General features: G+C 68.3%; 18 protein-coding genes and 2 pseudogenes. 12 read left to right on the top strand and 8 right to left on the bottom strand.

Translation table 11 applies throughout. The features are described from left to right. Nucleotides 1-220 (top strand): annotated as a pseudogene (locus D472_RS0105195) (GHMP kinase); the annotation flags it as partial. Nucleotides 221-367: 147 nt separating this feature from the next. Continuing rightward, nucleotides 368-1,624 (top strand): LCP family protein, encoded by a 1,257-nt coding sequence (locus D472_RS0105190; protein WP_017603445.1) that lies wholly within the window; start codon nt 368-370, stop codon nt 1,622-1,624. A gap of 541 nt (nt 1,625-2,165) precedes the next feature. Here the strand turns inward: D472_RS0105190 and D472_RS26610 are convergent. Then, nucleotides 2,166-3,372 (bottom strand): annotated as a pseudogene (locus D472_RS26610) (NADP-dependent isocitrate dehydrogenase). A gap of 185 nt (nt 3,373-3,557) precedes the next feature. Continuing rightward, nucleotides 3,558-3,908, bottom strand: a complete 351-nt coding sequence (locus D472_RS0105180) for a DUF3017 domain-containing protein (RefSeq protein ID WP_017603443.1) — start codon at nt 3,906-3,908, stop codon at nt 3,558-3,560. A 525-nt stretch (nt 3,909-4,433) separates the two neighbouring features. Between D472_RS0105180 and D472_RS0105175 the strand changes: the two genes are divergently transcribed. Further along, on the top strand, nt 4,434-5,036 hold the full coding sequence (locus D472_RS0105175; RefSeq protein WP_017603442.1) for an FHA domain-containing protein: 603 nt from the start codon (nt 4,434-4,436) through the stop codon (nt 5,034-5,036). Between the two features lie 81 nt (nt 5,037-5,117). Here D472_RS0105175 and D472_RS0105170 read toward each other — a convergent pair whose 3' ends face one another. From D472_RS0105170 to purN, 3 genes are all read right to left on the bottom strand, one after another. Next, complete coding sequence (locus D472_RS0105170; RefSeq protein WP_017603441.1) at nt 5,118-5,978, bottom strand: bifunctional methylenetetrahydrofolate dehydrogenase/methenyltetrahydrofolate cyclohydrolase; 861 nt, start codon at nt 5,976-5,978, stop codon at nt 5,118-5,120. A 301-nt stretch (nt 5,979-6,279) separates the two neighbouring features. Further along, nucleotides 6,280-7,845 carry a bifunctional phosphoribosylaminoimidazolecarboxamide formyltransferase/IMP cyclohydrolase gene (gene purH / locus D472_RS0105165; protein ID WP_017603440.1) on the bottom strand — a complete coding sequence of 522 codons (1,566 nt, stop codon included), beginning with the start codon at nt 7,843-7,845 and terminating at the stop codon, nt 6,280-6,282. Further along, nucleotides 7,842-8,453, bottom strand: coding sequence for a phosphoribosylglycinamide formyltransferase (gene purN / locus D472_RS0105160; protein ID WP_026117401.1), 612 nt, complete (start codon nt 8,451-8,453; stop codon nt 7,842-7,844). The genes purH and purN overlap by 4 nt, the downstream gene beginning before the upstream one ends. Nucleotides 8,454-8,753: 300 nt before the next feature. Between purN and D472_RS0105155 the strand changes: the two genes are divergently transcribed. The 9 genes from D472_RS0105155 to D472_RS0105115 all read left to right on the top strand — a co-directional run bounded on the left by D472_RS0105155 (nt 8,754) and on the right by D472_RS0105115 (nt 19,086). Continuing rightward, nucleotides 8,754-9,146 carry a hypothetical protein gene (locus D472_RS0105155; RefSeq protein WP_017603438.1) on the top strand — a complete coding sequence of 131 codons (393 nt, stop codon included), beginning with the start codon at nt 8,754-8,756 and terminating at the stop codon, nt 9,144-9,146. 397 nt (nt 9,147-9,543) lie between these two features. Beyond that, nucleotides 9,544-11,223 (top strand): hypothetical protein, encoded by a 1,680-nt coding sequence (locus D472_RS0105150; protein WP_017603437.1) that lies wholly within the window; start codon nt 9,544-9,546, stop codon nt 11,221-11,223. 41 nt (nt 11,224-11,264) lie between these two features. Continuing rightward, a complete protein-coding gene (locus D472_RS0105145) occupies nt 11,265-12,623 on the top strand; it encodes a ligase (protein WP_026117400.1) in 1,359 nt (452 codons plus the stop codon). Beyond that, the gene (locus D472_RS0105140) at nt 12,620-13,843 is read left to right on the top strand and encodes a phosphotransferase (protein ID WP_017603435.1); all 1,224 of its coding nucleotides are present in this window, start codon (nt 12,620-12,622) and stop codon (nt 13,841-13,843) included. The genes D472_RS0105145 and D472_RS0105140 overlap by 4 nt, the downstream gene beginning before the upstream one ends. Nucleotides 13,844-13,882: 39 nt before the next feature. Further along, entirely contained in the window at nt 13,883-14,758 is an 876-nt protein-coding gene (locus tag D472_RS0105135; protein WP_017603434.1) for a sulfotransferase domain-containing protein, read from the top strand. After that, entirely contained in the window at nt 14,728-16,272 is a 1,545-nt protein-coding gene (locus tag D472_RS0105130; protein WP_033303198.1) for a lipopolysaccharide biosynthesis protein, read from the top strand. Before D472_RS0105135 ends, D472_RS0105130 begins: the two co-directional genes overlap by 31 nt. Before the next feature lie 71 nt (nt 16,273-16,343). Next, nucleotides 16,344-16,802: a glycosyltransferase family 28 protein gene (locus tag D472_RS0105125; protein WP_017603432.1), complete on the top strand. Its 459-nt coding sequence runs from the start codon at nt 16,344-16,346 to the stop codon at nt 16,800-16,802. After that, nucleotides 16,799-18,301 carry a glycosyltransferase gene (locus tag D472_RS0105120; RefSeq protein ID WP_017603431.1) on the top strand — a complete coding sequence of 501 codons (1,503 nt, stop codon included), beginning with the start codon at nt 16,799-16,801 and terminating at the stop codon, nt 18,299-18,301. The genes D472_RS0105125 and D472_RS0105120 overlap by 4 nt, the downstream gene beginning before the upstream one ends. 128 nt (nt 18,302-18,429) lie before the next feature. Beyond that, complete coding sequence (locus tag D472_RS0105115) at nt 18,430-19,086, top strand: GNAT family N-acetyltransferase (RefSeq protein ID WP_017603430.1); 657 nt, start codon at nt 18,430-18,432, stop codon at nt 19,084-19,086. Here the strand turns inward: D472_RS0105115 and D472_RS0105110 are convergent. The 3 genes from D472_RS0105110 to D472_RS0105100 form a co-directional block, all read right to left on the bottom strand. Beyond that, nucleotides 19,019-20,170 (bottom strand): glycoside hydrolase family 26 protein, encoded by a 1,152-nt coding sequence (locus tag D472_RS0105110; protein WP_017603429.1) that lies wholly within the window; start codon nt 20,168-20,170, stop codon nt 19,019-19,021. The two genes, D472_RS0105115 and D472_RS0105110, sit on opposite strands and share 68 nt — an antisense overlap. Before the next feature lie 93 nt (nt 20,171-20,263). Beyond that, entirely contained in the window at nt 20,264-21,187 is a 924-nt protein-coding gene (locus D472_RS0105105; protein ID WP_275040589.1) for a sulfotransferase family protein, read from the bottom strand. A 179-nt stretch (nt 21,188-21,366) separates the two neighbouring features. Then, nucleotides 21,367-22,524 (bottom strand): S8 family peptidase, encoded by a 1,158-nt coding sequence (locus D472_RS0105100; protein ID WP_017603427.1) that lies wholly within the window; start codon nt 22,522-22,524, stop codon nt 21,367-21,369. Nucleotides 22,525-22,696 lie beyond the last annotated feature (172 nt).

Below are 22,696 nucleotides of genomic sequence, written 5' to 3'. Positions count from 1 at the left end.
GCCATTGCCGGCGGTGGGGGCCGCCGTGGAGGCGGCGACGCTGGCCGGTGCGCGCGGTGCGAGGATGTCGGGCTGGGCGGGGACCGCGTTCGCGTTGGTCTCGTCGGAACGTGTGGAGGAGGTCGTCACGGGGGTTCGTGAGGCCTTCCGTGATCGAGGACGTCCCGAACCCCGGGTACGGGTGGCGGTGCCTTCGAAGGGCGCCGGCAGGGTGCTCTGAGCTTCGCGCCGCCGATGTTCGCTTCCGCCGCCTCGCACCGGCCGGGGCGTTGACGGGGTTGGAACCGAACCAGACTACCCTGTCAGCGATCACAAGGGACGTAGGACACACCGAGCGACACGCGGCACGGAGCAGATAGGCGAATCCATGGCTGACCGACGACATCGGGGCAGACCCGGCTCCACCGGCGAACACGACCGGGGCGGGGTGTTCAGACGCACCGGTGCGCCCGGCGAGCCGGACGAGTTCGAAAAGCTCTACCGCCCCCGTGAGTCCGAGCAGCGCGTGGTGGGGAAGACCCGCCGCCTGCCGCCCGCCGACCAAGTGCCCCCGCATCGCCCCCGCAAGCGCCGCACCCATGGCGCAGGGCGTGTGTACGACGGACGCGGCATCAAGCGTCGGGCGCAAGAGGATCGCAAGCGGCGTCTGCGTAACACCCTGATCGTCTTGTCGGTACTGCTCCTGGTGCTCCCGACCGGTTTCTACCTGTGGGCGAACTCGCGATTGGAGCGGGTGGAGGCCCTCCGGGACTACGAGGGCCGGCCCGACCGTGCCCGTGGCACCGTCTACATGATCGTGGGTTCGGACAGCCGCGAGGGGATGGACGAGGAGCGGATGCGGGAGTTGGCCACCGGTAACGCCGAGGGCCGACGCACCGACACCATCATGATCCTGTACATGCCGCGCGGCGATGGTGACCCCACGATCGTGAGCGTGCCGCGTGACTCCTACGTGCCGATGCCCATCCCGGGGTACGCGGACAACAAGATCAACACCGCCTTCGCGGATTCGGTGTGCGGCACCGGCGAGGACGGTGAGCAGGTCTGTGGTGGCCCCGCCCCACTGGTCCAGGCCTTCGAACAAGCCTCGGGGGTGCGGGTCGACCACTACGTGGAGATCGGCATGGGCGGCTTCGTCGACCTGGTCGACGCGGTCGGCGGTGTGGAACTGTGTCCTGAAGAGCCGATGGTGGATCCGAAGGCCGGTCTGGACATCGAGGCCGGCTGCCAGGAAATGGACGGCGGCACCGCGCTCGGTTACGTTCGCACCCGTGCCACCCCCCGTGCCGACCTCGATCGGATCCAGCGTCAGCGCGAGTTCTTCTCCGCGTTGGTCCAAGAGACCAGTGCCCCTTCCACGCTCTTCAATCCCTTCAAGTCGGTACCGCTGGTCCTCGCGGGGACCGACACCTTCATGGTCGACGAGGGTGACAAGCTGCGCCACTTGGCGAGCATGCTGCCGGCGATGCGCGGCGGTACCCGGACCACCGCCGTGCCGGTCGGCGATACCCCCACCCTGGATGGCGTCGGATCGGTCGTGCTGTGGGACGAGGGCAGGGCGGAGCTGATGTTCGACGCCATGCGCGAGGGTGAGCCCATCCCCGAAGAGGCCATGCAGGATTGACTCCGACGTGCGCCGGGGCTGGGCTCGCCCGCCCGCCCCGCGCGAGGTCCTCCCCCACGAAGGCGAAGGGCCCGTCACCAATGGTGACGGGCCCTTCTTCGTGACGTTCCGTACTGTGCGCGCCTACCCCCCAGCGGGCGCACGGCCGGCACGTCGGTTCATGGTGGCCGAGGGGATGGAAACCCGCTCTGGCCTGCCGGTTCTCACCGGTGTGTCTCCACAATAAGTCAAAGTTCGTGAAAGGGGCGAATCGCAACCACGTGTCATACGTCGCACTGGTTTCGGGAACCCGTCCCTGACTCCGTCATCCTCCCACCGGCAGGACCCTCATGGGCCCCGAACACGGGAAACACGCAGAGAAATTCTTGGCGCGAGCACGTGCGCATCCCCACGAAGACGACGTTTCGCCCTCAGCGCCTCTCATCGTTGCCTCGCGGATCCGGAGACCAGGAAGCCCGGACATCCCGTGGGCGGGGATGCCCGGGCGTGGTCAAGGCCTCACCACGAGCGCCGGCTCACGACGATCGTGGGCGGTTAAGGCTCAGGCCAGACGCTTGGTCAGGTTCTCGTCCAGAGCGGCCAGGAACTGCTCGGTGGTCAGCCACTCCTGCTCGGCACCGACCAGCAGAGCCAGGTCCTTGGTCATCTGACCACTCTCGACCGTCTTGACGACGACGTCCTCGAGGGTGTTGGCGAACTCGATCACCTTCGGAGTGTTGTCCAGCTTGCCCCGGTGCTCCAGGCCGCGGGTCCACGCGAAGATGGAGGCGATCGGGTTGGTCGAGGTGGGCTTGCCCTGCTGGTGCTGGCGGTAGTGACGGGTCACGGTGCCGTGGGCGGCCTCGGACTCGACGGTGCGGCCGTCGGCGGTGCGCAGCACCGAGGTCATCAGGCCGAGCGAGCCGAAGCCCTGTGCGACGGTGTCGGACTGCACGTCACCGTCGTAGTTCTTGGTGGCCCAGACGTAGCCGCCCTCCCACTTGAGCGCGGCGGCGACCATGTCGTCGATGAGACGGTGCTCGTAGGTCAGGCCCGCGGCGTCGAACTTGTCCTTGAACTCGGTCTCGAAGATCTCCTCGAACACGTCCTTGAACATGCCGTCGTAGGCCTTGAGGATGGTGTTCTTGGTGGACATGTAGANGGACAAAGCCGTAGTTGAGGCTGGCGCGGGCGAAGTCCTCGATGGACTTGCGGAAGTTGTACATGCCCATCGCCACGCCACCGGCCTCGGGGAAGTCGGCGACCTCGAACTCGACCGGCTGGCTGCCGTCGGCCGGGGTGTAGGTCATCGTGACCTTGCCGGGACCAGGAACCTTGAAATCGGTGGCCTTGTACTGGTCACCGTGGGCGTGACGGCCGATGATGATCGGCTGGGTCCAACCCGGCACCAGACGCGGCACGTTCTCACAGATGATCGGCTCACGGAAAACGACGCCACCGAGAATGTTGCGGATGGTGCCGTTGGGCGAACGCCACATCTTCTTGAGGCCGAACTCCTCCACCCGGGCCTCGTCCGGGGTGATGGTGGCGCACTTGACGCCGACACCGTGTTCCTTGATGGCGTTGGCCGCGTCGACGGTGATCTGGTCGTCGGTGCGGTCACGCTCCTCGATGCCCAGGTCGTAGTACTTCAGGTCGACGTCGAGGTACGGCAGGATCAGTCGGTCCTTGATGAAGGACCAGATGATCCGGGTCATCTCGTCGCCGTCGAGCTCGACTACGGGGTTCTCGACCTTGATCTTGGCCATGGCTGTGTGGCTGTCCCTTCAGTCTTGCTACCGCCTCGTGCGGCGGAGTTCCGCTGACACCGGTTCGTGGCCGGTCTCCGGATCCGCGCGCGCGGCAATCCCCTGATCCCGCCCGGTGTCCGTGCCAACCGGGGAGGCGGTGCTTGTCGGTGTCGCGGTATCTCGACATCAAGCTTATTAGACGCTCACGAGGAGAGTTGCGGCGCCACCCAGGCCAACACGATCAGCAGGATCGCGAGGGCCACCAAGGTGACCAGATCGACCCAGCGGCGACGTACCGCGAGCAGGCCGATCCAGTCCTTGGGCAGGAACGACCGGAAGGTCGCCGCGAGCAGCAACGCCCCCGCGATGATGGCGGGACCGCGTTTGAAGTAGGCCGCGGCGACGACCACGATCCCCGCCACGAGGGTGGACAAGACCAATGCGTAGGGCACCTGGGAGAGCCAGTAGGGCACCTTCCCACCCGGGGTTCGCGCACCGTCGTCGGGTGCGTCCCCATCCGACCCCGCCACCTGAGCCTGCTCCGCGTCGTTCACCGCGTCCCGACCTGTTCGCTTCCGAGTTCCCTGGCCGCCGCGCGGCTCGTCCTCACGGTCTCCTCCGGAATCTGGCACAGACCGGCCACCGGCTGAAGGGGCGTTGTCCGAAACCGAACGGCGCTCCACCGTGGCCCGTGTCGCCGGTGGCTTCGGGCGATCCCCGTTGAGTTCGGGTTCCGCCTCCAAGAGGGACCGAACCCATTGTAGTCTTCGGCCTCGCCGATACCTCAGGGCTCACGGAAACGGACTCCTCACCCAAGAAGACTCAAACGTCCGTTTCTCACTTCCGGTTCAGCCACAAGGCCGTATTTCCGCGCCTTATCCCCCTAACTCCGAAGTAAGCGCGTAGAACACCTGACAGCCGGGTAACCAGATTGAAGATGAGTGCATCGGTGAGCGAGGACCACCCCCATGAAGCCCACACGACGTATGGATCGAACCGTCACCCCCCGTCAGTCCCCCCTCCCCCACCGTCGCTCCCACACCCACCGACCGCGCGGCGCAGGCACGGGAGGAGTCGACGTGGAGGGCCCCTACCTACGGATCGAGGAGAGTGGAGACGTCTTCCCACTCTCCGATGAGGTCACCACCGTTGGCCGTGGAGAGGGGGCGGACATCCATCTCGACGACCGCAGCGTCTCCCAACTGCACGCCGAACTGATCCGACGCGGACCCTACGTCTACGTGGTGGACCTGGGTCTATCCCGCAACGGCACCCGGGTCAACGGTCGCCCCATCGCCCGGCGGGTGCTGGAGGAAGGCGACGTGGTCAGCTTCGGCACCGCACGCGGCCGAATCGGCGGGCTGCCCAAGGAGCAGCTGAGTCCCGACAAAGTACTCCGCCGGGGCGCCGCCCCCGAGCTCACCCGCCGCGAACTGGACGTGCTCACCGCCCTGTGTCGACCCGCCCTGTCCGAGGAGGCCTTCGTGGCCCCCGCCACCGCGCGCGACATCGCCGAGGCCTTGGTGGTCACCGAGGCCGCGGTCAAACAGCACCTACTGCGGCTCTACCAAAAGTTCCGTATCCCGGAAGGACAGAACCGACGTACCCGTTTGGCCAACGAGGTGGTGGCCCTGGGTCTGGTCCGCCCGATGCCGGTCGGTCACGCCCGCCGCGCGGGCTGACCCTTCCGGCGCATAGCACGACGTGGAGGGGGCGGCCCGAGTGGGGCCGCCCCTTCGGGTCGCGCCATTCGATTCGCGGTGTCAGCCGGTCGGACCGGCCTGACGCTCGGCGGCCTCGACCACGTTGACCAACAGCATCGCTCGGGTCATCGGGCCCACGCCGCCCGGGTTCGGGGACAGGTGACCGGCGACCTCGGACACGCCTTCGGCCACGTCACCGACCAGTCCGGAGTCGGTACGCGAGACGCCCACGTCCAGCACGGCCGCACCCGGCTTGACCATGTCCGGGGTGATGAGCCCGGGCACACCCGCACCGGCGACGATGATGTCGGCCCTACGGGTGTGTTCGGCCAGGTCACGGGTGCCGGTGTGGCACAGGGTGACGGTGGCGTTCTCCGAACGGCGGGTCAGCAGCAGCCCGAGGGGACGCCCCACGGTCACGCCACGGCCGACCACGACGACCTCGGCGCCCTTGATCGGCACCTCGTAGCGGCGCAGCAGCTCCACGATGCCGCGCGGGGTGCACGGCAGTGGGGCCTCCTCCATGAGGACCAGCCTGCCCAGGTTGGTCGGTTGGAGGCCATCGGCGTCCTTGAGGGGGTCGATCAGGTTCAGTACCCGACCTTCGTCCATCCCCTTGGGCAGGGGCAGCTGCACGATGTAACCCGTACAGGCGGGGTCCTGGTTGAGCTCGTGGACCGCCCGCTCCACCTCTTCCTGGGTGGCGTCGGCGGGCAGGTCACGGCGGATGCTGGCGATGCCCACCTGTGCGCAGTCTCGGTGCTTTCCGCGCACGTAGGAGTGGCTACCCGGATCGTCGCCGACCAGGACGGTTCCCAGCCCGGGGGCCAGGCCCTTGGCGTGCAGCCTGGCCACCCGCTCGGTCAGGTCCTCCTTGATGGCCTTGGCGACGGCCTTTCCGTCCAGAACGATCGCACTCATACGCTTCTCCTCAACTATTGCGGTCACCACGGGGGTTCTTTCGTTCGGACGCCGGCAGGCCCTGTTTTCGACAAACCCGTGGAGGGGCCTGCCCGAAAAAAGCCTGTCGGCCGCCAAGCCGTCCGTTGAGGGCGGTGGCGGGCGACGGGTGGGCGAGCCATCACACCGTAGGCACCGAAGGTTCCCGTCCTGCCCTTTGGCGCCCGAACACGCTCCAAAGATCTCTGTCGGCCGCCAGGCCGTCCGTTGAGGGCGGTGGCGGGCGACGGGTGGGAGAAGCGAAGGAGCAAAGAGAACCCCGCTAGTGGAAGAAGTGGCGGGTGCCGGTGAGGTACATGGCGACCCCTGCGGCCTCGGCGGCGGCGATGACTTCGGCGTCGCGGACCGAACCGCCCGGCTGGACCACGGCGCGCACCCCGGCCTTGGTGAGGATCTCCAGTCCGTCGGCGAAGGGGAAGAACGCGTCACTGGCGGCGACCGCGCCCCTGGCCCTCTCGGCGGCCCGGGAGACCGCCAGCCCCGCGGAGTCGACCCGGTTGACCTGTCCCATGCCCACCCCGACGGTGGCACCCTCGGAGGCCAGCAGGATGGCGTTGGACTTGACCGCGCGCACGGCCTTCCAAGCGAAGGCGAGGTCGGCGAGGGTCGCCTCGTCCGCGGGGGCACCGGTGGCCAGGGTCCAAGAGGTCGGATCGTCTCCGGCCGCGTCGATGACGTCGGTGTCCTGGACCAGCAGGCCGCCGCTGATCTGGCGGGTCTCCCGGCGAGCGCCCCGCTCCGGGTCGGCGACGACCAGCAGGCGGATGTTCTTCTTCACCGATAGGGTCCGAGCGGCCTCATCGGTGAAACCGGGGGCGACGACGACCTCGGTGAAGACCTCGGCGATCTGCGCGGCGAGGTCGGCACCGACCTCGCGGTTGGTGGCGATCACACCGCCGAAGGCGGAGACCGGGTCACAGGCGTGCGCCTTGCGATGGGCCTCGGCGTTGTCCGCGCCCACGGCGATACCGCAGGGGTTGGCGTGCTTGATGATGGCCACGCACGGCTCATCGAAGTCGTAGGCGGCGCGCAGTGCGGCGTCGGAGTCGACGTAGTTGTTGTACGACATGGCCTTGCCGTGCAACTGTTCGGCACCGGCCAGGCCACCTCGGACTCCGGTCTCGGTGTACAGAGCGGCCTTTTGGTGCGGGTTCTCCCCGTAGCGCAGGGTGTCCTGGCGGGTGTAAACCGAGGCACGGAAGTCCGGCCAGCCGCTCTCGGTCGCCTCAGGGTCGGGAGCGTAGGAGGAGGCGAACCAGTCGGCGACCGCGGCGTCGTAGGCGGCGGTGTGCTGGAACGCCTTTCCGGCCAAGGCCTTGCGCTGCCCCAGGGTGAAGCCGCCGCCGCGCACCGCGTCCAAGACGGAGTCGTAGGCCCTCGGGTCGACCACGATCGCCACGCTCGCGTGGTTCTTGGCGGAGGCGCGGACCATGGCGGGGCCGCCGATGTCGATCTTCTCGATGCAGTCGGCCTCGATGGCACCGGAGGCGACGGTGTCGGAGAAGGGATAGAGGTTGACCACGACCAGGTCGAAGGGGGCGATACCCAGTTCGTCGATCTTGGCGACGTGGTCGGGGTTGCCTTGATCAGCGAGCAGACCCGCGTGCACGGCGGGATGCAGGGTCTTGACCCGGCCCTCCATGATCTCGGGGAAGCCCGTGACCTCCTCGACGGGGGTAACGGCCACGCCCGCCTCGGTGAGCCTGGCCGCCGTGGAGCCGGTGGAGACGATCTCCACCCCGGCCTCGGCCAGGCCCGCGCCCAGCTCCGTCAGGCCGGTCTTGTCGTACACACTGATCAACGCACGCCTGATGGCCTGCTGGGTCACCGGATCTCCTTCGTGTCGGTGCGGCCGAACCGCACGTGCCTGCCGTCGATGGTCCAGCCCTCGCGGGCGAGCCGGCCGACCGTGTCGACCAGCATCCGCCGCTCCACGACCTTGATCCGTTCGTGGAGGCCGGCCTCGTCGTCGCCGTCCTCGACGGGCACCGCGACCTGATCGATGATCGGACCGGAATCGATGCCCTCGTCGAGGAAGTGGATGGTGGTGCCGGTGACGCGGACACCGTGGGCCAGAGCGTCGCGTACCGCGTGTGCGCCGGGGAAGGAGGGCAGCAGAGCCGGGTGGATGTTGACCGCTTGGTGACGGCCGACCACGGCGGGCCCGAGGATGCGCATGAAGCCGGCGGAGACGACCAGGTCGGGTGTGTACTCGGCGATCCGGTCGGACATGGCCGCGTCCCACTCGGAGCGTTCCGCGAAGGCGCGGAAGGGAACCACGAACGTGGGCACCCCGGCGGCCTCGGCCACCTGGATCCCGCGGGTTCCTTCGCGGTCCGTGCCGACGGCGACGATCTCGGCCCCATAGGCGGGGTCCTTCGCGGCCTCCATCAGGGCGGACATATTGCTGCCCGTCCCCGATATGAGAACCACCACTCGCGCGGACAAAGCGTGCTTCTCCCTCATGTGTAGAAGAACGGTGCGGAAGACCCACTGGTCTCCACTTCCGGGGGCACCGGGGGACGGCGCAGCATCCGGAAATCGCGTACGCCTGGTACAGACTCCAGGCCAGGGCCCACTCGGCCCGTCCGCGCTCCCACCCTATCGGTCCGGGTAGCGTCTACCCCACGCGGACCGGCGAGTTACGGCCGCGACCACGACGACCTTCCGCACCGCCTCGGCGAGCGCGGACCACGGCGCCCCATCCTGACCGGGCGCCATCGAAGGAGTGAAGCCGTGACCGACAACAGCCCGGAGACCCACGCGGACGGTCGGCCCCCGAAGGTCGAGCGAGGCGGCCTATGGGGGCTGTTCCTGGGGCTGGCGGGCCTGCTGTTCCCGCCCTACAGCGGGGTGCTGTCCGCGATGGGCGTGGTGCAGGGCCTGCGAGCCCGCAAGGCCGCACGAACCCACCGCTCCCACGCCCCGGGCGCGCTGTTGAGCGTGGCCCTGGGGCTGGCGGGCGTGGTGATCTCGGCGGGGATGCTCTCCATCCTGTTCGTCTACAGCGAGGAGGTCACCGAGTACCGGGACTGCTCGGCGCGGGCGCACACGGTCTCCGCCCAGAAGGCATGCGACCAGGTCTGGGAGTCCGGCACCGGGATGCCTCCGGTCGTCGTCGGCGGCTGACCCGGTTTCGTTCCAGGCCTCCGCCTCTCCCACCCCTCACTCCCCACCCTCAACGGGCGGATTGGCGGCCGACGGTCTCTTTCGGGCCGGTACCTCGTTCGCGGCTCGATTCGTCTTGCACGGTGTCCAAACGAAGCCGCTCCGACCGCGCCCGAAAAAAGAACGCTCCCATGGCGGAATCAACGAGGGGCATCGAGTCGACCCGATGCCCCTTTTGCGTGCCCAGCGCCACAGAATCCGGTCCGTCGACCATGGCCCACCTGATGACAGTCGGTCTCCAAACGGCCTCACCGAGGAAAAGGGCTGTTTTTCAAGTCACCGGACAGACCCAAAGGGATTACACTTAGTATGCAATCGCTTACTAAAAGTGCTGCCATGTCTGTGTGGAGGAGATCCGATGGACACCGAGCTCCCCGGCTCACCCGGACCGGAACTGAAGGAGTACACCGCACTGCTGAGGCGCCGGTGGCGGCTCGTGGGCACGGGGATGCTCGGCGGGCTGGTCCTCGCAACCGCCGGGGCGTTCGCGGTTCCGTCCACCTACACCTCCACCACCGCCGTCCAGGTCCACCCCACCGGGATGGCCGAGTTCACCGGTGAGCGCTCCGGGCGGCTGACCGGAGACGTCAACCTCGACAGCGAAGCCCAAGTGGTGATCTCCGACCGGGTCGCGGGGGTCGCGGCCGGGGAACTGCCCGGGTCCCCCTCCACGGAGGAGATACGCGACGACATCGACGTGACCGTCCCGCCCAACAGCAACGTCCTGGAGTTGCACTACTCCGCCCGCACCCCGGAACTGGCGCGCGAGGGCGCCCAGGCACTCGCCACCGCCTACCTGGACCACCGGCGAGAACAGGTCCACGGCCTCATCGACGACCGGCTGAAAGCCCTGCGCGAGGAACAGCAGGATCGCTACGACTCCCTGGCCGCATCGAACTCCTCCGGTCTCGGTGGCGAGGGCCAGGTGGATTCCGAGGCCCTGCGCCAGGAGATCAGCGACCTGGGCAGCGACATCAGCCCGCTCAGCGCACTACGCGAGACGGTCTCCCCCGGTCAGGTCATCACCACCGCCCATCTGCCCGAATCCGCGTCCTGGCCCATCATCCCGCTGTGGTCGACCGCCGGCGCCGCCCTCGGCCTCCTGGCCGGGCTCTTGACCGCCCTCGTCCGTGATCGGTTGGACCCGCGTTTGCACGACGCCGAGGACACCGCACGCGTGGGCGGACTGCCCGTCCTGCTGGACCTGTCCGCCCCGGGAGCGCGCCACGACCGCTCGCCCGGACTGCTCACCGACGCCACCGTCGACGGGCAGCGAACCAACGAGTTCGCCCACCTGGTCCGCGCCCGGCTCACCGCGAGCGCCGTGGGCGAGGACGTCGAGGAGGAACCGGCGTCCGGTCGGGTGATCGTGGTCACCGGCACCACCCCGGGACGCTCCGGCGCGGCCGCCGCCGTGAACCTGGCGGCCGCGCTGGGCCGTGGTGGTGCCACCACCCTGCTGGTCTGCGCCGACCCTCGTACCGAGACCGTCACCGAACTCCTCGACCTGCCCCAAGGGCCCGGGCTGGCGGAGGTCCTCATCGACGGAGCGGACCCCTCCGACCTGGCGGTCTCCCCCGCCGATCTGCCTCGGCTGCGGGTACTGCGCCACGGGAGCACCGACGATCTCGCCCCACTTCAGGGCGGCGCCACCGAACTCGTGGACCTGCTGCGCACCCGAGCGGAGTTCGTGGTCATCGCCACCGCCTCCTCTCAGGAGCGTGCCGACGCGCACGCCCTGGCCGCCTCGGTCGATCTGCTGCTGCCGGTGGTGGAGTCGGGTCGAACCCGCCGCTGGGACCTGATCGCCCTGTACACCGCCGGTTCCCGATTCGGGGTGAGCGTGCCGGGAGCGATCATCGTGCCGCGCCAGCCCGAGCCCGGGCCCGCCCCGGCACCACCCCGGCCGGTCCCGCCCGCGCCCCGGCCTCCCAGCGAGGAGATCACCGCCGACACCGGCTGGGAGGGCGGGTCCCCCCGGACGGAGCCGCCCTCCTCGGTGAGCGGCGAAACCGCGTCGGCGGGAGCCCGGCCTTGACCGGCCCGGCCGTGGCCTCCCACAAGGCGCGAGCCAAAGGTGTGACCTGGGAGGTCGCGCCTGGCTCCACCCCGGTCACCGGATGGCCACTGATCTGGTTGCTCGCCGGATATCCGCTGTGGTGGGCGCTGGGCCTGGGCCAGTTCGCCTATTGGTTGTTCGCGGTACCGATGTTCGCCGAACTGGTACGTCGCCACCGGACGGTGGGGTTGCGGGTGCCGCCGGGGTTCTGGCTGTGGGCGTTGTTCCTGGTGTGGACGGTCCTCGGCCTGTGCCTGGTCCCGTTGGAGATGCCCGGGACCGTGCCCGACAGCGGCGGTTATCCGGGGGCGCTGCTGCGGATCGTCAACTACCTCGTGCTGACCGTGGTGATGCTCTACGTCGGCAACCTGACCGAACGTGAACTCCCCGTGCGGCTCGTGGTGTGGTCGCTGGCGGTGCTGTGCCTGGCCACCATCGTCGGTGGCTATCTGGGCATGTTGGCACCGAGGTTCGAGTTCACCGCCCCGATGGAGTACCTCCTGCCGGACGCGCTGCTCTGGGACCCCTACGTGCGGACGCTGATCCACCCGGCCTCCGCACAGCTCATGGACATCTTCGGTTACGAGTCGGCACGCCCCAAGGCCCCATGGGAGTACACCAACGTCTGGGGGTACATGCTCTCCCTGCTCCTGGTGTGGCTGGTGGTCGGCTGGGTGGTGCAAGGGGGTGGCCTGACACGGTGGTGTGCCCTGGCCGCAGCCGCCCTGTCGATGGCCCCGATCGTCTACTCGCTGAACCGTGCCCTGTGGGCCGGCCTGGTGTTGTCCCTGGTCTTCACCGTCGTCCAGGCACTACGTCGTGGCCGAGGGGTCCTCGTGGGAGCCGGTGCGGTCGCCGTGGTCGTATCGCTGCCGGTCCTGGCCCTGTCCCCCTTGGCGGAAGTGGTGCGGGACCGGGTGGACACCCCGCACAGTGATGGCGGCCGGGCCGCCAGCAACGCCGCGTCCCTGGAGGCCGCCGACCTGTCACCGGTGGTGGGGTGGGGCACCACTCGTGAGGCACTGGGCAGCTCCGATTCCATGGCGATCGGCCCCACCCCCGAGTGCCCTGGCTGCGGTCAGCACGTGATCGGCAACGCCGGTCAACTGTGGATGACGCTCATCACGAACGGATGGGTGGGCACGGTCCTGTTCGTGGCGTTCTTCGCACTGCCGGCCTGGCGGTACCGGGCCGCGGCGACCACCGTCGGGCAAGGGGCCCTGCTGACCGTGCTGCTTCTGTTCTGGTACATGTTCTTCTACGTCGCGCTCATGTCCCCGCTCGCCGTCACCATGATCGCCGTCGCCCTGTTGTGGCGCGTCGAGGAGCCGGTGGTGACCGCGCGTCGGGCCGTACGCACGGGCAGGGGTGTCTGGTGAAGACGGAGACCACCTACCTGACCGACCTCGCCGCGGTGCTGTGGCCCTGCGGCGGACTGCTCGGCCCCGGTGACGGCAGTGTTCGGCGCATGGCCCCCCGTGACCGGGGCAACCAGTACCTTCCCGTGCCCAGCGCGCACAACCCCAGGGTGATCCTGCCCGCGCACGACCGCTCGGCGGCCACTCGTGGCATCACTTCCTTCGCACAGGGGCACTCCCTGTGGGAGCGGCTGCGAACCCTGCTGCTGACCGGTGCGTTCGCCACCGGGGTGGCCCCCTTGTTGCTGCGCGACCGGCTCTACGTCGGCGCGGGCCCGGGGATCGAGCACGCACTCAGCAGCGCGCTCGACCGGGAACTGTCCATCGCCATCCACCTGGGTCCGCCACGCGCCAACCGTAAACCGGTCCTGCTGTTGCTCACCCCGGGTGGACGGAGGGTCGGTTACGCCAAGGTCGCCATCAACGACCTCACCGCACGTCTGGTGCGAGCCGAGACCCGAGCCCTGCGCCACCTCGCCGAAGCCCACCTGCCGGACGTGACGGTGCCCCGACTGCTCTACTCCGGTGAGTGGAACGGGCGACCACTCCTGGTCCAAGAAGCCCTGCCGGTGGGCGACCAGACCGACCGCCCCACCCGACGGCAATTGTTGCGCTGTGTCACCCAGATCATCGCTCTGTCCCCGGTGTACGAGCGCGGACTCGCGGCGAGTCCCTACCTGAGGACCCTCGACGAACGCATCGCCAAGCTGGGTTCACGTCCCGAGGTGGTGCCCCTTCGCGCAGCGCTGCACCGGCTCCCGGACGTTTCGCTGCCCTTCGGCGCCTGGCACGGCGACCTGACCCGGTGGAACCTGGCCAGTACGCCCCGGCGCGCGTTCGTGTGGGACTGGGAACGCCTGACCATGGACGCGCCGGCCGGCTTCGACGCACTGCACTATGACCTCAACGAGTGCGTGCAAGCCGGTGTGCATCCGGGGGTGCACCGCTGGTTGGACAGCGGGGCCCGGTTGCTGCGCGACCCACTCATGAGCGAACTGGGCTTGCGTCCGCACACGGTCTCCACCGTGATGGCGCTGTACCTGATCGACCTGGCCACCCGGTACCTGCATGACCGACAGGTACAGAGCGGAGGTCGGCTCGCCGCCGTCGACGACTGGCTCCTGCCCGCCCTGGACGGTCTGCAGGAAAGAGCGACACACGAGGCCGTCCACGCCGACTGAACCATTTCCGCCGCCCACTTCACGTCGAAGGAGCTCACGATGTCCCGGGCCACCTCTGCCTTGAACCGCCTCGCCGTCCCGGCCCGGCGTGTCCTGCTACCACTCGCCGACGGACTGGGCGGGGCGACCAGCCACGCCAGGGCGTTGCCGGACTCGCTCATCTGCGGTGCTCAGCGCTCGGGCACCACCTCACTGTTCAAGGCGCTGACCCTGCATCCCGCCGTCACCGGGCCCGTCCTGCGCAAGGGAGTCCACTACTTCGATACCGGTCACCACCACGGCCTGGACTGGTACCGGTCGCACTTTCCGCTACGGGCCCCCCTGCGCGCCAGGCGGGGGCGGCCTCGGGTCCGGGTGTTGGAGTCCAGCCCGTACTACATGTTCCACCCACTGGCCGCGGAACGGATCGCCCGAGAGTTGCCCGGAGTGAAGGTGGTGCTGATCCTGCGTGATCCCGTGGAACGGGCCCACTCCGCGCACGCCCACGAGACCGCTCGTGGGTTCGAGACCGAACCGTTCGCCCGCGCGATCGAGCTGGAGCCGAAGCGGTTGGCCGGGGTCGAGGAGCGCATGGCCACGGATCCCGCTCACTACTCGTACTCCCACCAACACCACGGTTACCTGGCACGGGGGCACTACGTGGACCAGCTGGTGCGGATGGAGCACCACCTGGGTCGGGAACGCATGCACGTGGTGGACCACGCCGACCTGTTCGATGGCACTCCGGACGCACTGGAGGAGATCGTCCGTTTCCTCGGGTTGCCACCCGCGCCCCTGGCCGCACCGGGCCGACACAACGCCCGTGAGCGGACGGTGATGCCCGAATCGTTGAGGACCGAATTGGCCTCGCGGTTCGCCGAGAGCGACGCTCGACTGGCCGCGTGGTGGGGGCGCACGCCCTCGTGGTGCGCGTGACCTCCGTCGGGTACCGCCCCGACAGCGGGTTGCGTCGCGTCCTGCGCGGTGGGGTGATCAACATGTTGGGCGCGGCGGTGGGCGCGGTGCTCAACCTCGCACTGATCGTCGCGATCACCCGCGCGTTCTCCCAAGAGACGGCGGGGTTGCTGTTCTTCGCCACCTCGATCTTCCTGATCATGGTGATGGTGGCCAATGCGGGAGCCCCGGACGCGTTGGTCTACTTCGTCACCCGGATGCGGCTGTTCGGTCGGGCCGGGAGCGTGCCCGCACTGCTCCGGCGGACCATGGGCCCGGTGGTACTGCTGTCCGTACTGGTCTCGGCGGCCCTGTTGATGTTCGCACGGCCGTTGGCCGACGCGCTGGGGCCGGAGGAGGCCGCCACCTACCTGCGACTATTGGCGCTGTTCCTTCCCTTCGCGGTGCTCACCGATACCGCCCTGGCCACGTCCCGGGCCCATCACGACATGGCGCCCACCGTGCTGGTGGACAAGGTCGGCAGACCATTGGCCCAGCTGGCGCTGGTGGGGATGATCGCGCTGAGCGGTTCGGCCGGTCTATTGGCCCTCGCGTGGGCGGGCCCCTACCTGCCGGCAGCGGTGCTGGCCTGGTTCTGGTTGGGACGGATCGTCCATAGGGCCACCTCCGATTTACGTTCTGGACCCGAACCCATGCCCTCGCCCTGTGAAGACGAGGGGAAACGGGTCCTTGCCTCGACCTTCTGGGCCTTCGCCCTGCCTCGGTCCCTGGGCGGGGTGGCCCAGATGGGGGTGCAGCGCGGCGGAGTGGTGATGGTGGCGTTGCTGAACGGGCCCGCCGGCGCGGCGGTGTTCATGGCCGCCACCCGACTCCTGGTCGTGGGGCAGTCGATCACCCAGGCGGTGCTGTCCGCGGCCCAACCTCGCTTCACCGAACTGTTGGCCGCACGTGACCACGCGGGGGTGCGTTCGCTGTACCAGGCGGGGACCGCGTGGCTGATCTGCCTGACCTGGCCGCTCTACCTGTCGGGAATGGTGTTCGCACCCGAGGTGATGCGGCTGTTCGGAGCGGCCTACGCCGCCGGTGCGACGGTGCTGATGGTGGTGTGCGCCGGACAACTGGTGGCCTCACTGCTGGGGATGGGCGACCTCGTGCTCACCATGACCGGACGCACCGGGTTGAACCTGTTGAACAACCTGTTGTCCCTGCTGGTTCTCCTGGGTGTGTGCGCGTTGTCGGTGCCCCTCCAGGGCGCCCTGGGCGCGGCACTGGCCTTGGTGACCGCGGTGTTGGTGCGCAAGGTACTGCCGTTGTGGCAACTGCGTTCGGTGGCGATGCTGCACCCCGTGAGTCGTCCGGTACTGGTGGCCGCCGGCGGCGCACTGGTGTGGTTCGGGGCGATACCGCTGATGGCGGAGGCCATCATCGGGGGCGGGGTCTCCACACTGGTCGCCTGCCTGCTGGTGGGGACCCTCGGTCACCTGACCTCGGTCTACTGGTTGCGCGAAGGTCTGGCCCTGAAACCACGAAGATGAGTCGCACGTCTTCGTGTCCTCACCTTCTCCACCCCCAGGATCATCACCCAGTGTCATGAAAGGAGCACTAGATGTCCGCACGGCCGGTCCTCCTGGTGGCGTCCAGCGGCGGCCACCTCGCCCAGTTGTGTTCGTTGCGCCCTTGGTGGCGACGGAAGGAACGGGTGTGGGTCACCTTCCGCACCCCTGACGCCGAGTCCGTCCTCGGTGACGAATCGGTGCGCTGGGCGCACCACCCCACCACCCGCCATGTCGGCAACCTGTTGCGCAACACCGCCCTCGCCCTGCGGGTGATGCGTGAACAACGCCCTTCCGTGGTGGTCAGCACCGGGGCCGGCGTGGCCCTGCCCTTCTTCGTTCTGGCCTGGCTGTCGCGGATCCCGACCGTCTACATCGAGGTCTACGACCGCATCGACACCCCCACCCTCACCGCCCGCCTCTGTAAGCCGTTCACCCGACTGTTCCTGGCCCAGTGGGAGGAACAGCGCTCATTCATGCCGACCGCGATCACCGTAGGACCACTCCTATGACCGAACAGACCACACGTCAGGACAAGCAGCACAAGGACGACGGCGACCATCCCGACGTGGTCGTCAGCATCGGCACCGACCATCACGCGTTCGACCGGCTGGTGCGCTGGATGGACGACTACGCCCGCCGCCACCCCGACCTGAAGATCCTCGTCCAACACGGGCACAGCTCGGCGCCGAAGAAGGCCTCGGGCACTCCCTTCCTGCCCGGCATCGAGCTCTCCAAGGCCATGCGCCGAGCCCGCGCGGTCATCACCCACGGCGGGCCCGGGAGCATCTCCCAAGCGCGAGCCGCCGGGCACCTGCCGATCGTGGTGGCGCGCGATCCAGAGCTGGACGAACACGTGGACGACCACCAACTGCTGTTCGTTGACCGAGTGGAGGAGGCCGGGCGGGTACGCTCCTGTTCCACCGCCCAGCAACTGCACACCTCCATCGACAAGGCTCTGGCCTCCCCGAGCGACTTCCGTGTGGACCCGACCAGCGACAGCGGCACCGAGGAAGCGGTCCGACGGGCGGGGGCACTGATCGATCTGCTCAGCGACGAAGGAGCGTCCGTCACCGAGTCCCCCGCCGGGGCCACCGAAGGCACCTGGCCGGAGGTGAGCGTGGTCGTGCCGACCCGGGACCGGCCCGAACTCCTACTTCGCACCCTGCGGGCGGTGACCGAACAGGACTACCCGGGCCGGATCACCACGATCGTGGTGTTCGACAACGATCGACCCGACCCCTCCTTGTCCGAGGAGGAAGGGGAACGTCCGGTTCGAGTGGTGACCAACACGCTCACGCCGGGACTGCCCGGAGCGCGCAACACGGGGGTCCTGGCCGCCGACACCGACCTCGTGGCGTTCTGCGACGACGATGACACCTGGCTACCGAACAAGCTCCGGACCCAGGTGGAGATCATGCGGGCCGAACCGGACACGGACGTGGTGTGCTGCGGTATCCGGGTGGTCTACGACGGGGTGGAGTCCGAGCGGGTCCTGGCCCGCACCAGCGTCACCTTCAAAGATCTGCTGCGTTCACGCCTGACCGAACTGCACCCGTCCACGTTCCTCATCCGCCGCGCGGCCATGGTGGACGGCTGTGGGACGGTGAGCGAGGAGATCCCGGGTGGCTACGCCGAGGACTACGAACTGCTGTTGCGGTTGGCCCGTCGAGGTCCGATCCGCAACGTTCCCGAACCCGGAGTCCGGGTGTTGTGGCACCGAAAGTCTTTTTTCTCCGAGCGTTGGCGGACCATCTCCACCGCGTTGCGTTGGTTGTTGGAGCGCTACCCCGAATTCGGGCTGGTGCCACGCGGCCACGCCCGCCTCGCGGGGCAGATCGCCTTCTCGGAGGCTTCGGCCGGTCGTCGGCGAAGGGCGTTGCGGTGGATCGGCACCACCCTGCGCTCCCATCCGCTCGAAGGCCGCGCCTACCTGGCCTTCCTGGTGGTCTGTGGCGTACCCCCCGGCTGGATCCTGCGGGCGCTGCATCTGCGCGGTAGGGGGGTGTGAGGGCGCGGGCGGCCCCGACGGTGCCGGCCCCGCGCACCCGTGTCGATAATGCGTGGACCCGACCGGCGGCGAACGGATAGTCTCCAGCCGAAGGTCCCGGGGCGAAGCGGACCATCGGAGGGGAACGAATGATCAGAGAGGCCACCACGGAGGACGTCACGAAGGCGGCGAACACTCTGGCCGCGGCGTTCGTGGACTATCCCTTCACACGCCACACGATTTCCGCCGACGACCACCTCACCCGGCTTCGTGAGTTCCAGCGGATCTTCCTCGCCGAGATCGGTCTGCCGCACGGGCGGGTGTGGGTCAGTGACGACCTGACCGCCGTCGCCGTGTGGTCCACCCCCGACTCCGGCGGCGCCGACGTGGCCTTGGAGCGGCTGTTGCCCACCCTGGTCGACCTGGCCGGGGATCGTGCCGAGAGCTACGCATCGGCGGAGGAGACCATGCGGCACCACCGCCCGACCGAACCGGTGTGGTTCCTGGGCACGGTCGGGGTACACCCCCGAGCCCGAGGGCGCGGTCTGGGCCGGCGTGTGATCGAGGCCGGTCTACGTGAGGCGGACGCCGCGGGCGTGCCCGCCTTCCTGGAGACCTCCGCCCGAGAGAACGTCCGATTGTACGAATCCCTGGGCTTCATGGTGAGCGCCGAGTACGAACTGCCCGAGAACGGGCCGTGCACCTGGGCGATGTCACGACCGGTGGGCGCAGGCCCCCTCAGTCCCGGCCGTGGCCATGGCTTCGCGCGTACTCCAACCACTCGCGGGCATGATCGGGCAGGTTGACGTACGGGTCCTGGCCGGCCATCTCGAACCCGCGCCGGGCGTGCTTGTTGGCCTTGATACGAAAATCGCACCCCTCGGAGACCTTGTTGTCCCAGACCTTGACCGCGCGCACACGTTCGTAGCGCTTCAGGACTTCGGGGATCTGCGCGTACCACTGGAAGGTCTTTCGGGGGCCGATGTCGGTGGTGCCCATCTCACCGATCATCACCGGTTTGGTCGGGTCGATCCCGTGCCGTGGCCCCTCCTCCTGGATCCACTCGTAGGCGGGGGCGAGTGCGTCCTCGAACGAGAGCACCTCGGTCCAGTTCGGCTGGGCGTCGCAGTCGGTCATGTTGTACGCCTCCCAACTGAGCCAGTCGACGTAGTCGTTTCCGGGCCAAAGTCCAGGGAGTCGGTCGAGGTTGCCGGGCCAGCCGGTCACGTTCCACACCCAGATGGCGTTGTCGGCGCCCTCCTGGCGGTAGAGGTCGACGATGTGTCGCCAGGAGCGCACGAACTCCTCGGGGGTACCGCGGTTGTTGTAACGCTTGTTGGCGTCGGCCTCGTGATCGAAGGTGACGAAGTAGGGCGCTTCGGTCCGGGCGATGGTGCGGGCCTGGGAGCGGAGGGAGGAATCGAACTCTCCGGCGAGGATGTCGCGGTAGGGGATGGCCGGGTGTCCCGGGCGAGTGAAACGGCGCGCCTCGATGTTGGTGTGGATCAGACGCCCCTGCGCGAGCATCCCCAGTTCCCGTTCTCCGGGGATACCGGCCTGGTCGACGCCGCGCCAGGTGTAGACGAGGTCCATGTCCCGACCGACCGCCTTCTCCAACGGTTCGATGTCGTCACGGTAAGGGCTGGCGCCCCACCAGACCCCGCAGGAGGGTTCGAGGATGTCGGAAACGGTGCAGTCGACATCACCGGTGGGAGAGGAGGGGCCCTGGAGGGATGCCGTCCTGGGCAAGGAGGACGGAGGCCGTTCCCCCGCCGGGGGCTCGGACGTGCTCGTGGCGGTCGTCCCGTCGTTCGTCCCGGTCATCCCCAAGGCGAAGAGCACCGCCCCCGCCACCGCGATTCCTCGTACCGGTGCACCGCCCACGGCCATCTCCCCCACCCCGAAAGTCACACTTAGCACTCACACTGTTACCATATGTTGTTTTTTATGCACGCAACAGCACGGGGAATCGCATAGTGGACTTCAGTAGCCGTAGCGCACACGCAAAGGTGTGGTGAGCGCTTCGACCAGATGGCGACGCCAGGGGGCCAGTCCCTCACGCCAGCCGTGATCGGCTCGCACGTCCACCGGCCCGGAGCGAAAACGCATCGGGTTCCCCGACAGGGCGTGCCCCACCGACAACCGCGCTTCGGTCCCGTCGAAGAGCGAAGGAGCCGGGTGCCCGACGAACTCCGCGACTCGCCCGAACTCACCCGCCGGATCGGCGACGAAGTCCTCGTAGCGAACCCGCAGGGTGGGTACACCGCGCCGGGCCAGAGCGTCCAGGGAGGCGTTCTGCGCCATCCACTGCACCGCCGCTCGGGGAGTCGAGTAACGCGCCATCTCCTGTTCCCCACTGGTCGGCGAGGCGTCGGGGCGAGCCACTCGCTTGGCCCAGGAGTAGGCCACCGCACGGGGATCGCGCACCACGTGCAACAGGCGCATCCGGGTGCCGTACCGTCGGCGCAGGCAGGCCGCCAACGAGGCGTGCTTGCTGGCGTCCACGACCACCCGAGCCCCATCGACCTCGGCGACCGCGGAGTAGAGCCGGTGATAGAGCTCGGTGTAGCGACTACTGCGCGCACCGACCGTCCCGTCCTCGCACCCACCGTTGAGCAGGGCGGGCAGGAAGCGGGTCCGATCCACGCTCTCCTTGAGCCCCAAGACCCGGGCCATGTCGAGCCGATTCCATCCACCGAAGGCACGTTCACCGACCTCCCCCCAGAACCCGCACTCCAAGAAGGGCAGACCGCAACCGCAGAGTTCGTTCTCCAGCACGCCTCGACGCCACAAGTGCACGACCTCGCCCACGGAGCAGAAGCCGGGCAGTTCACCGAGGAGGCGTTCGATCAGGGTCGAGCCGGAACGGCCCATACCTCCGACGAAGACCAGACGATATCCATCCACACACCCAGACTATTACCGAAGGCGACCAAACAAACTCCGAGTGTGATCAAAGCCCGAATGGTCGTGGATACGACCAGGCCCCGGGCCGCAGGGGGTGCTCCCTACGGCCCGGGGCCGTCCCGTTGTCCTGGATCACTCGCGGGTTGTGGACGTGCGGGGGCTCCACAAACCGGTGGGACCTACAGACCTTCGACGTTCAACAGCAGGTTGACGGTGCCGCTGGGCACACCACTGAGCTTGCCCTCACCGGCGTTGGAGACCAGCCAGTCCAGGATGGTGTCCTGGTCGTCGTCACCGAGGCCGCTCTTGTACAGAGCCGCGGCACCGGCCACGTGCGGGCTGGCCATCGAGGTGCCGTTGTAGCTGTCGGTGCCGCCACCGGGGATGGTCGACTCCACGTCCACGCCGGGGGCGTAGATGTCCACGGCGGACCCGTGGTTGGAGAAGGAGGCGACGGTGTCGCTCTCGTCGGAGGCACCTACGGTGACCACACCGGAAGCACCGGCCGGGGAGACGTTGCCGGCGTCCTGACCCTCGTTGCCCGCGGCCACGGCCACGAACACACCCGAGTCGGCCAGAGCGTTGACCGCGTCGTCGACGGCCTGCGAGGCCGGGCCACCCAGGGACATGTTGGCGACCGCACCCGGGCCGGCGTTGTCGGCCACCCAGTCGATACCCGCGATGACGTCGTCGTAGGAACCCGAACCGTCGTCGCCCAGAACCTTCACGCCGATCAGGTCGGTGCCGGGGGCGACACCGTAGGTCTGGCCTCCGACGGTACCGGCGACGTGGGTGCCGTGGCCCTGACGGTCGATGCCGTCACCACCACTGGCGTCGAAACCGACCTCGGCGCGTCCACCGAAGGCCGGGTGGTCCGGGTCGATGCCGGTGTCGATGATGTAGGACGAGGTACCGGAGCCATCGGCCTCGGTGGTGTAGGAACCGTCCAAGGGCAGGTCCGCTTGGTCGATCCGGTCCAGACCCCAGGTGAGCTGGGTGTGTGCCACACCGACCTGCTCGATGTAGGCGACCCCGTCCTGGGCGCGCAGTTCTTCGAGCTCGGCGGAGCTCAGCGTGGCGGAGTAGCCGTTGAGGACTTCCTCGTAGGTGTGGTTCACCTGGTCGGAGGAGATCCCCAGCGAGGCCGGGCTGACCGAGGAGGTCGTGATGGAGTCCTCCAAGACGACGAACCAGTCGTTGCCCGAGGCCGATGAGCTGGTGTAGAGCGGCGCGAGGTCGTCGGCGCCGGCCGAGGCCCCGGTCAGGGCCAGGGGAAGGGTGAGTGCGCCGACCGCGACGGCGCCGAGGGCGACCCTGCGAGTGGGGTGCTTCTTCACGCGGTTTCCTCCTTGTGGGGATATCGGGGGTTGGGGGTACAACGAGCTTCATCACCGTTCGTATTCGCCTGACTGCGAATCTTCCTGTGATTTCGCCACTTTAGGCAGAGTTGAACCATAATTTCCAGAGTTTTGTAGAATTTTTTCGCAACCGGACATTCATCCTATGTTT

It is taken from the genome of Nocardiopsis alkaliphila YIM 80379 (assembly GCF_000341005.1).
In the GTDB taxonomy this organism is placed as follows: domain Bacteria; phylum Actinomycetota; class Actinomycetes; order Streptosporangiales; family Streptosporangiaceae; genus Nocardiopsis; species Nocardiopsis alkaliphila.
The sequence above is the reverse complement of the archived record's forward strand: the minus strand, read 5'-3'. Positions and strand labels throughout refer to the sequence as shown.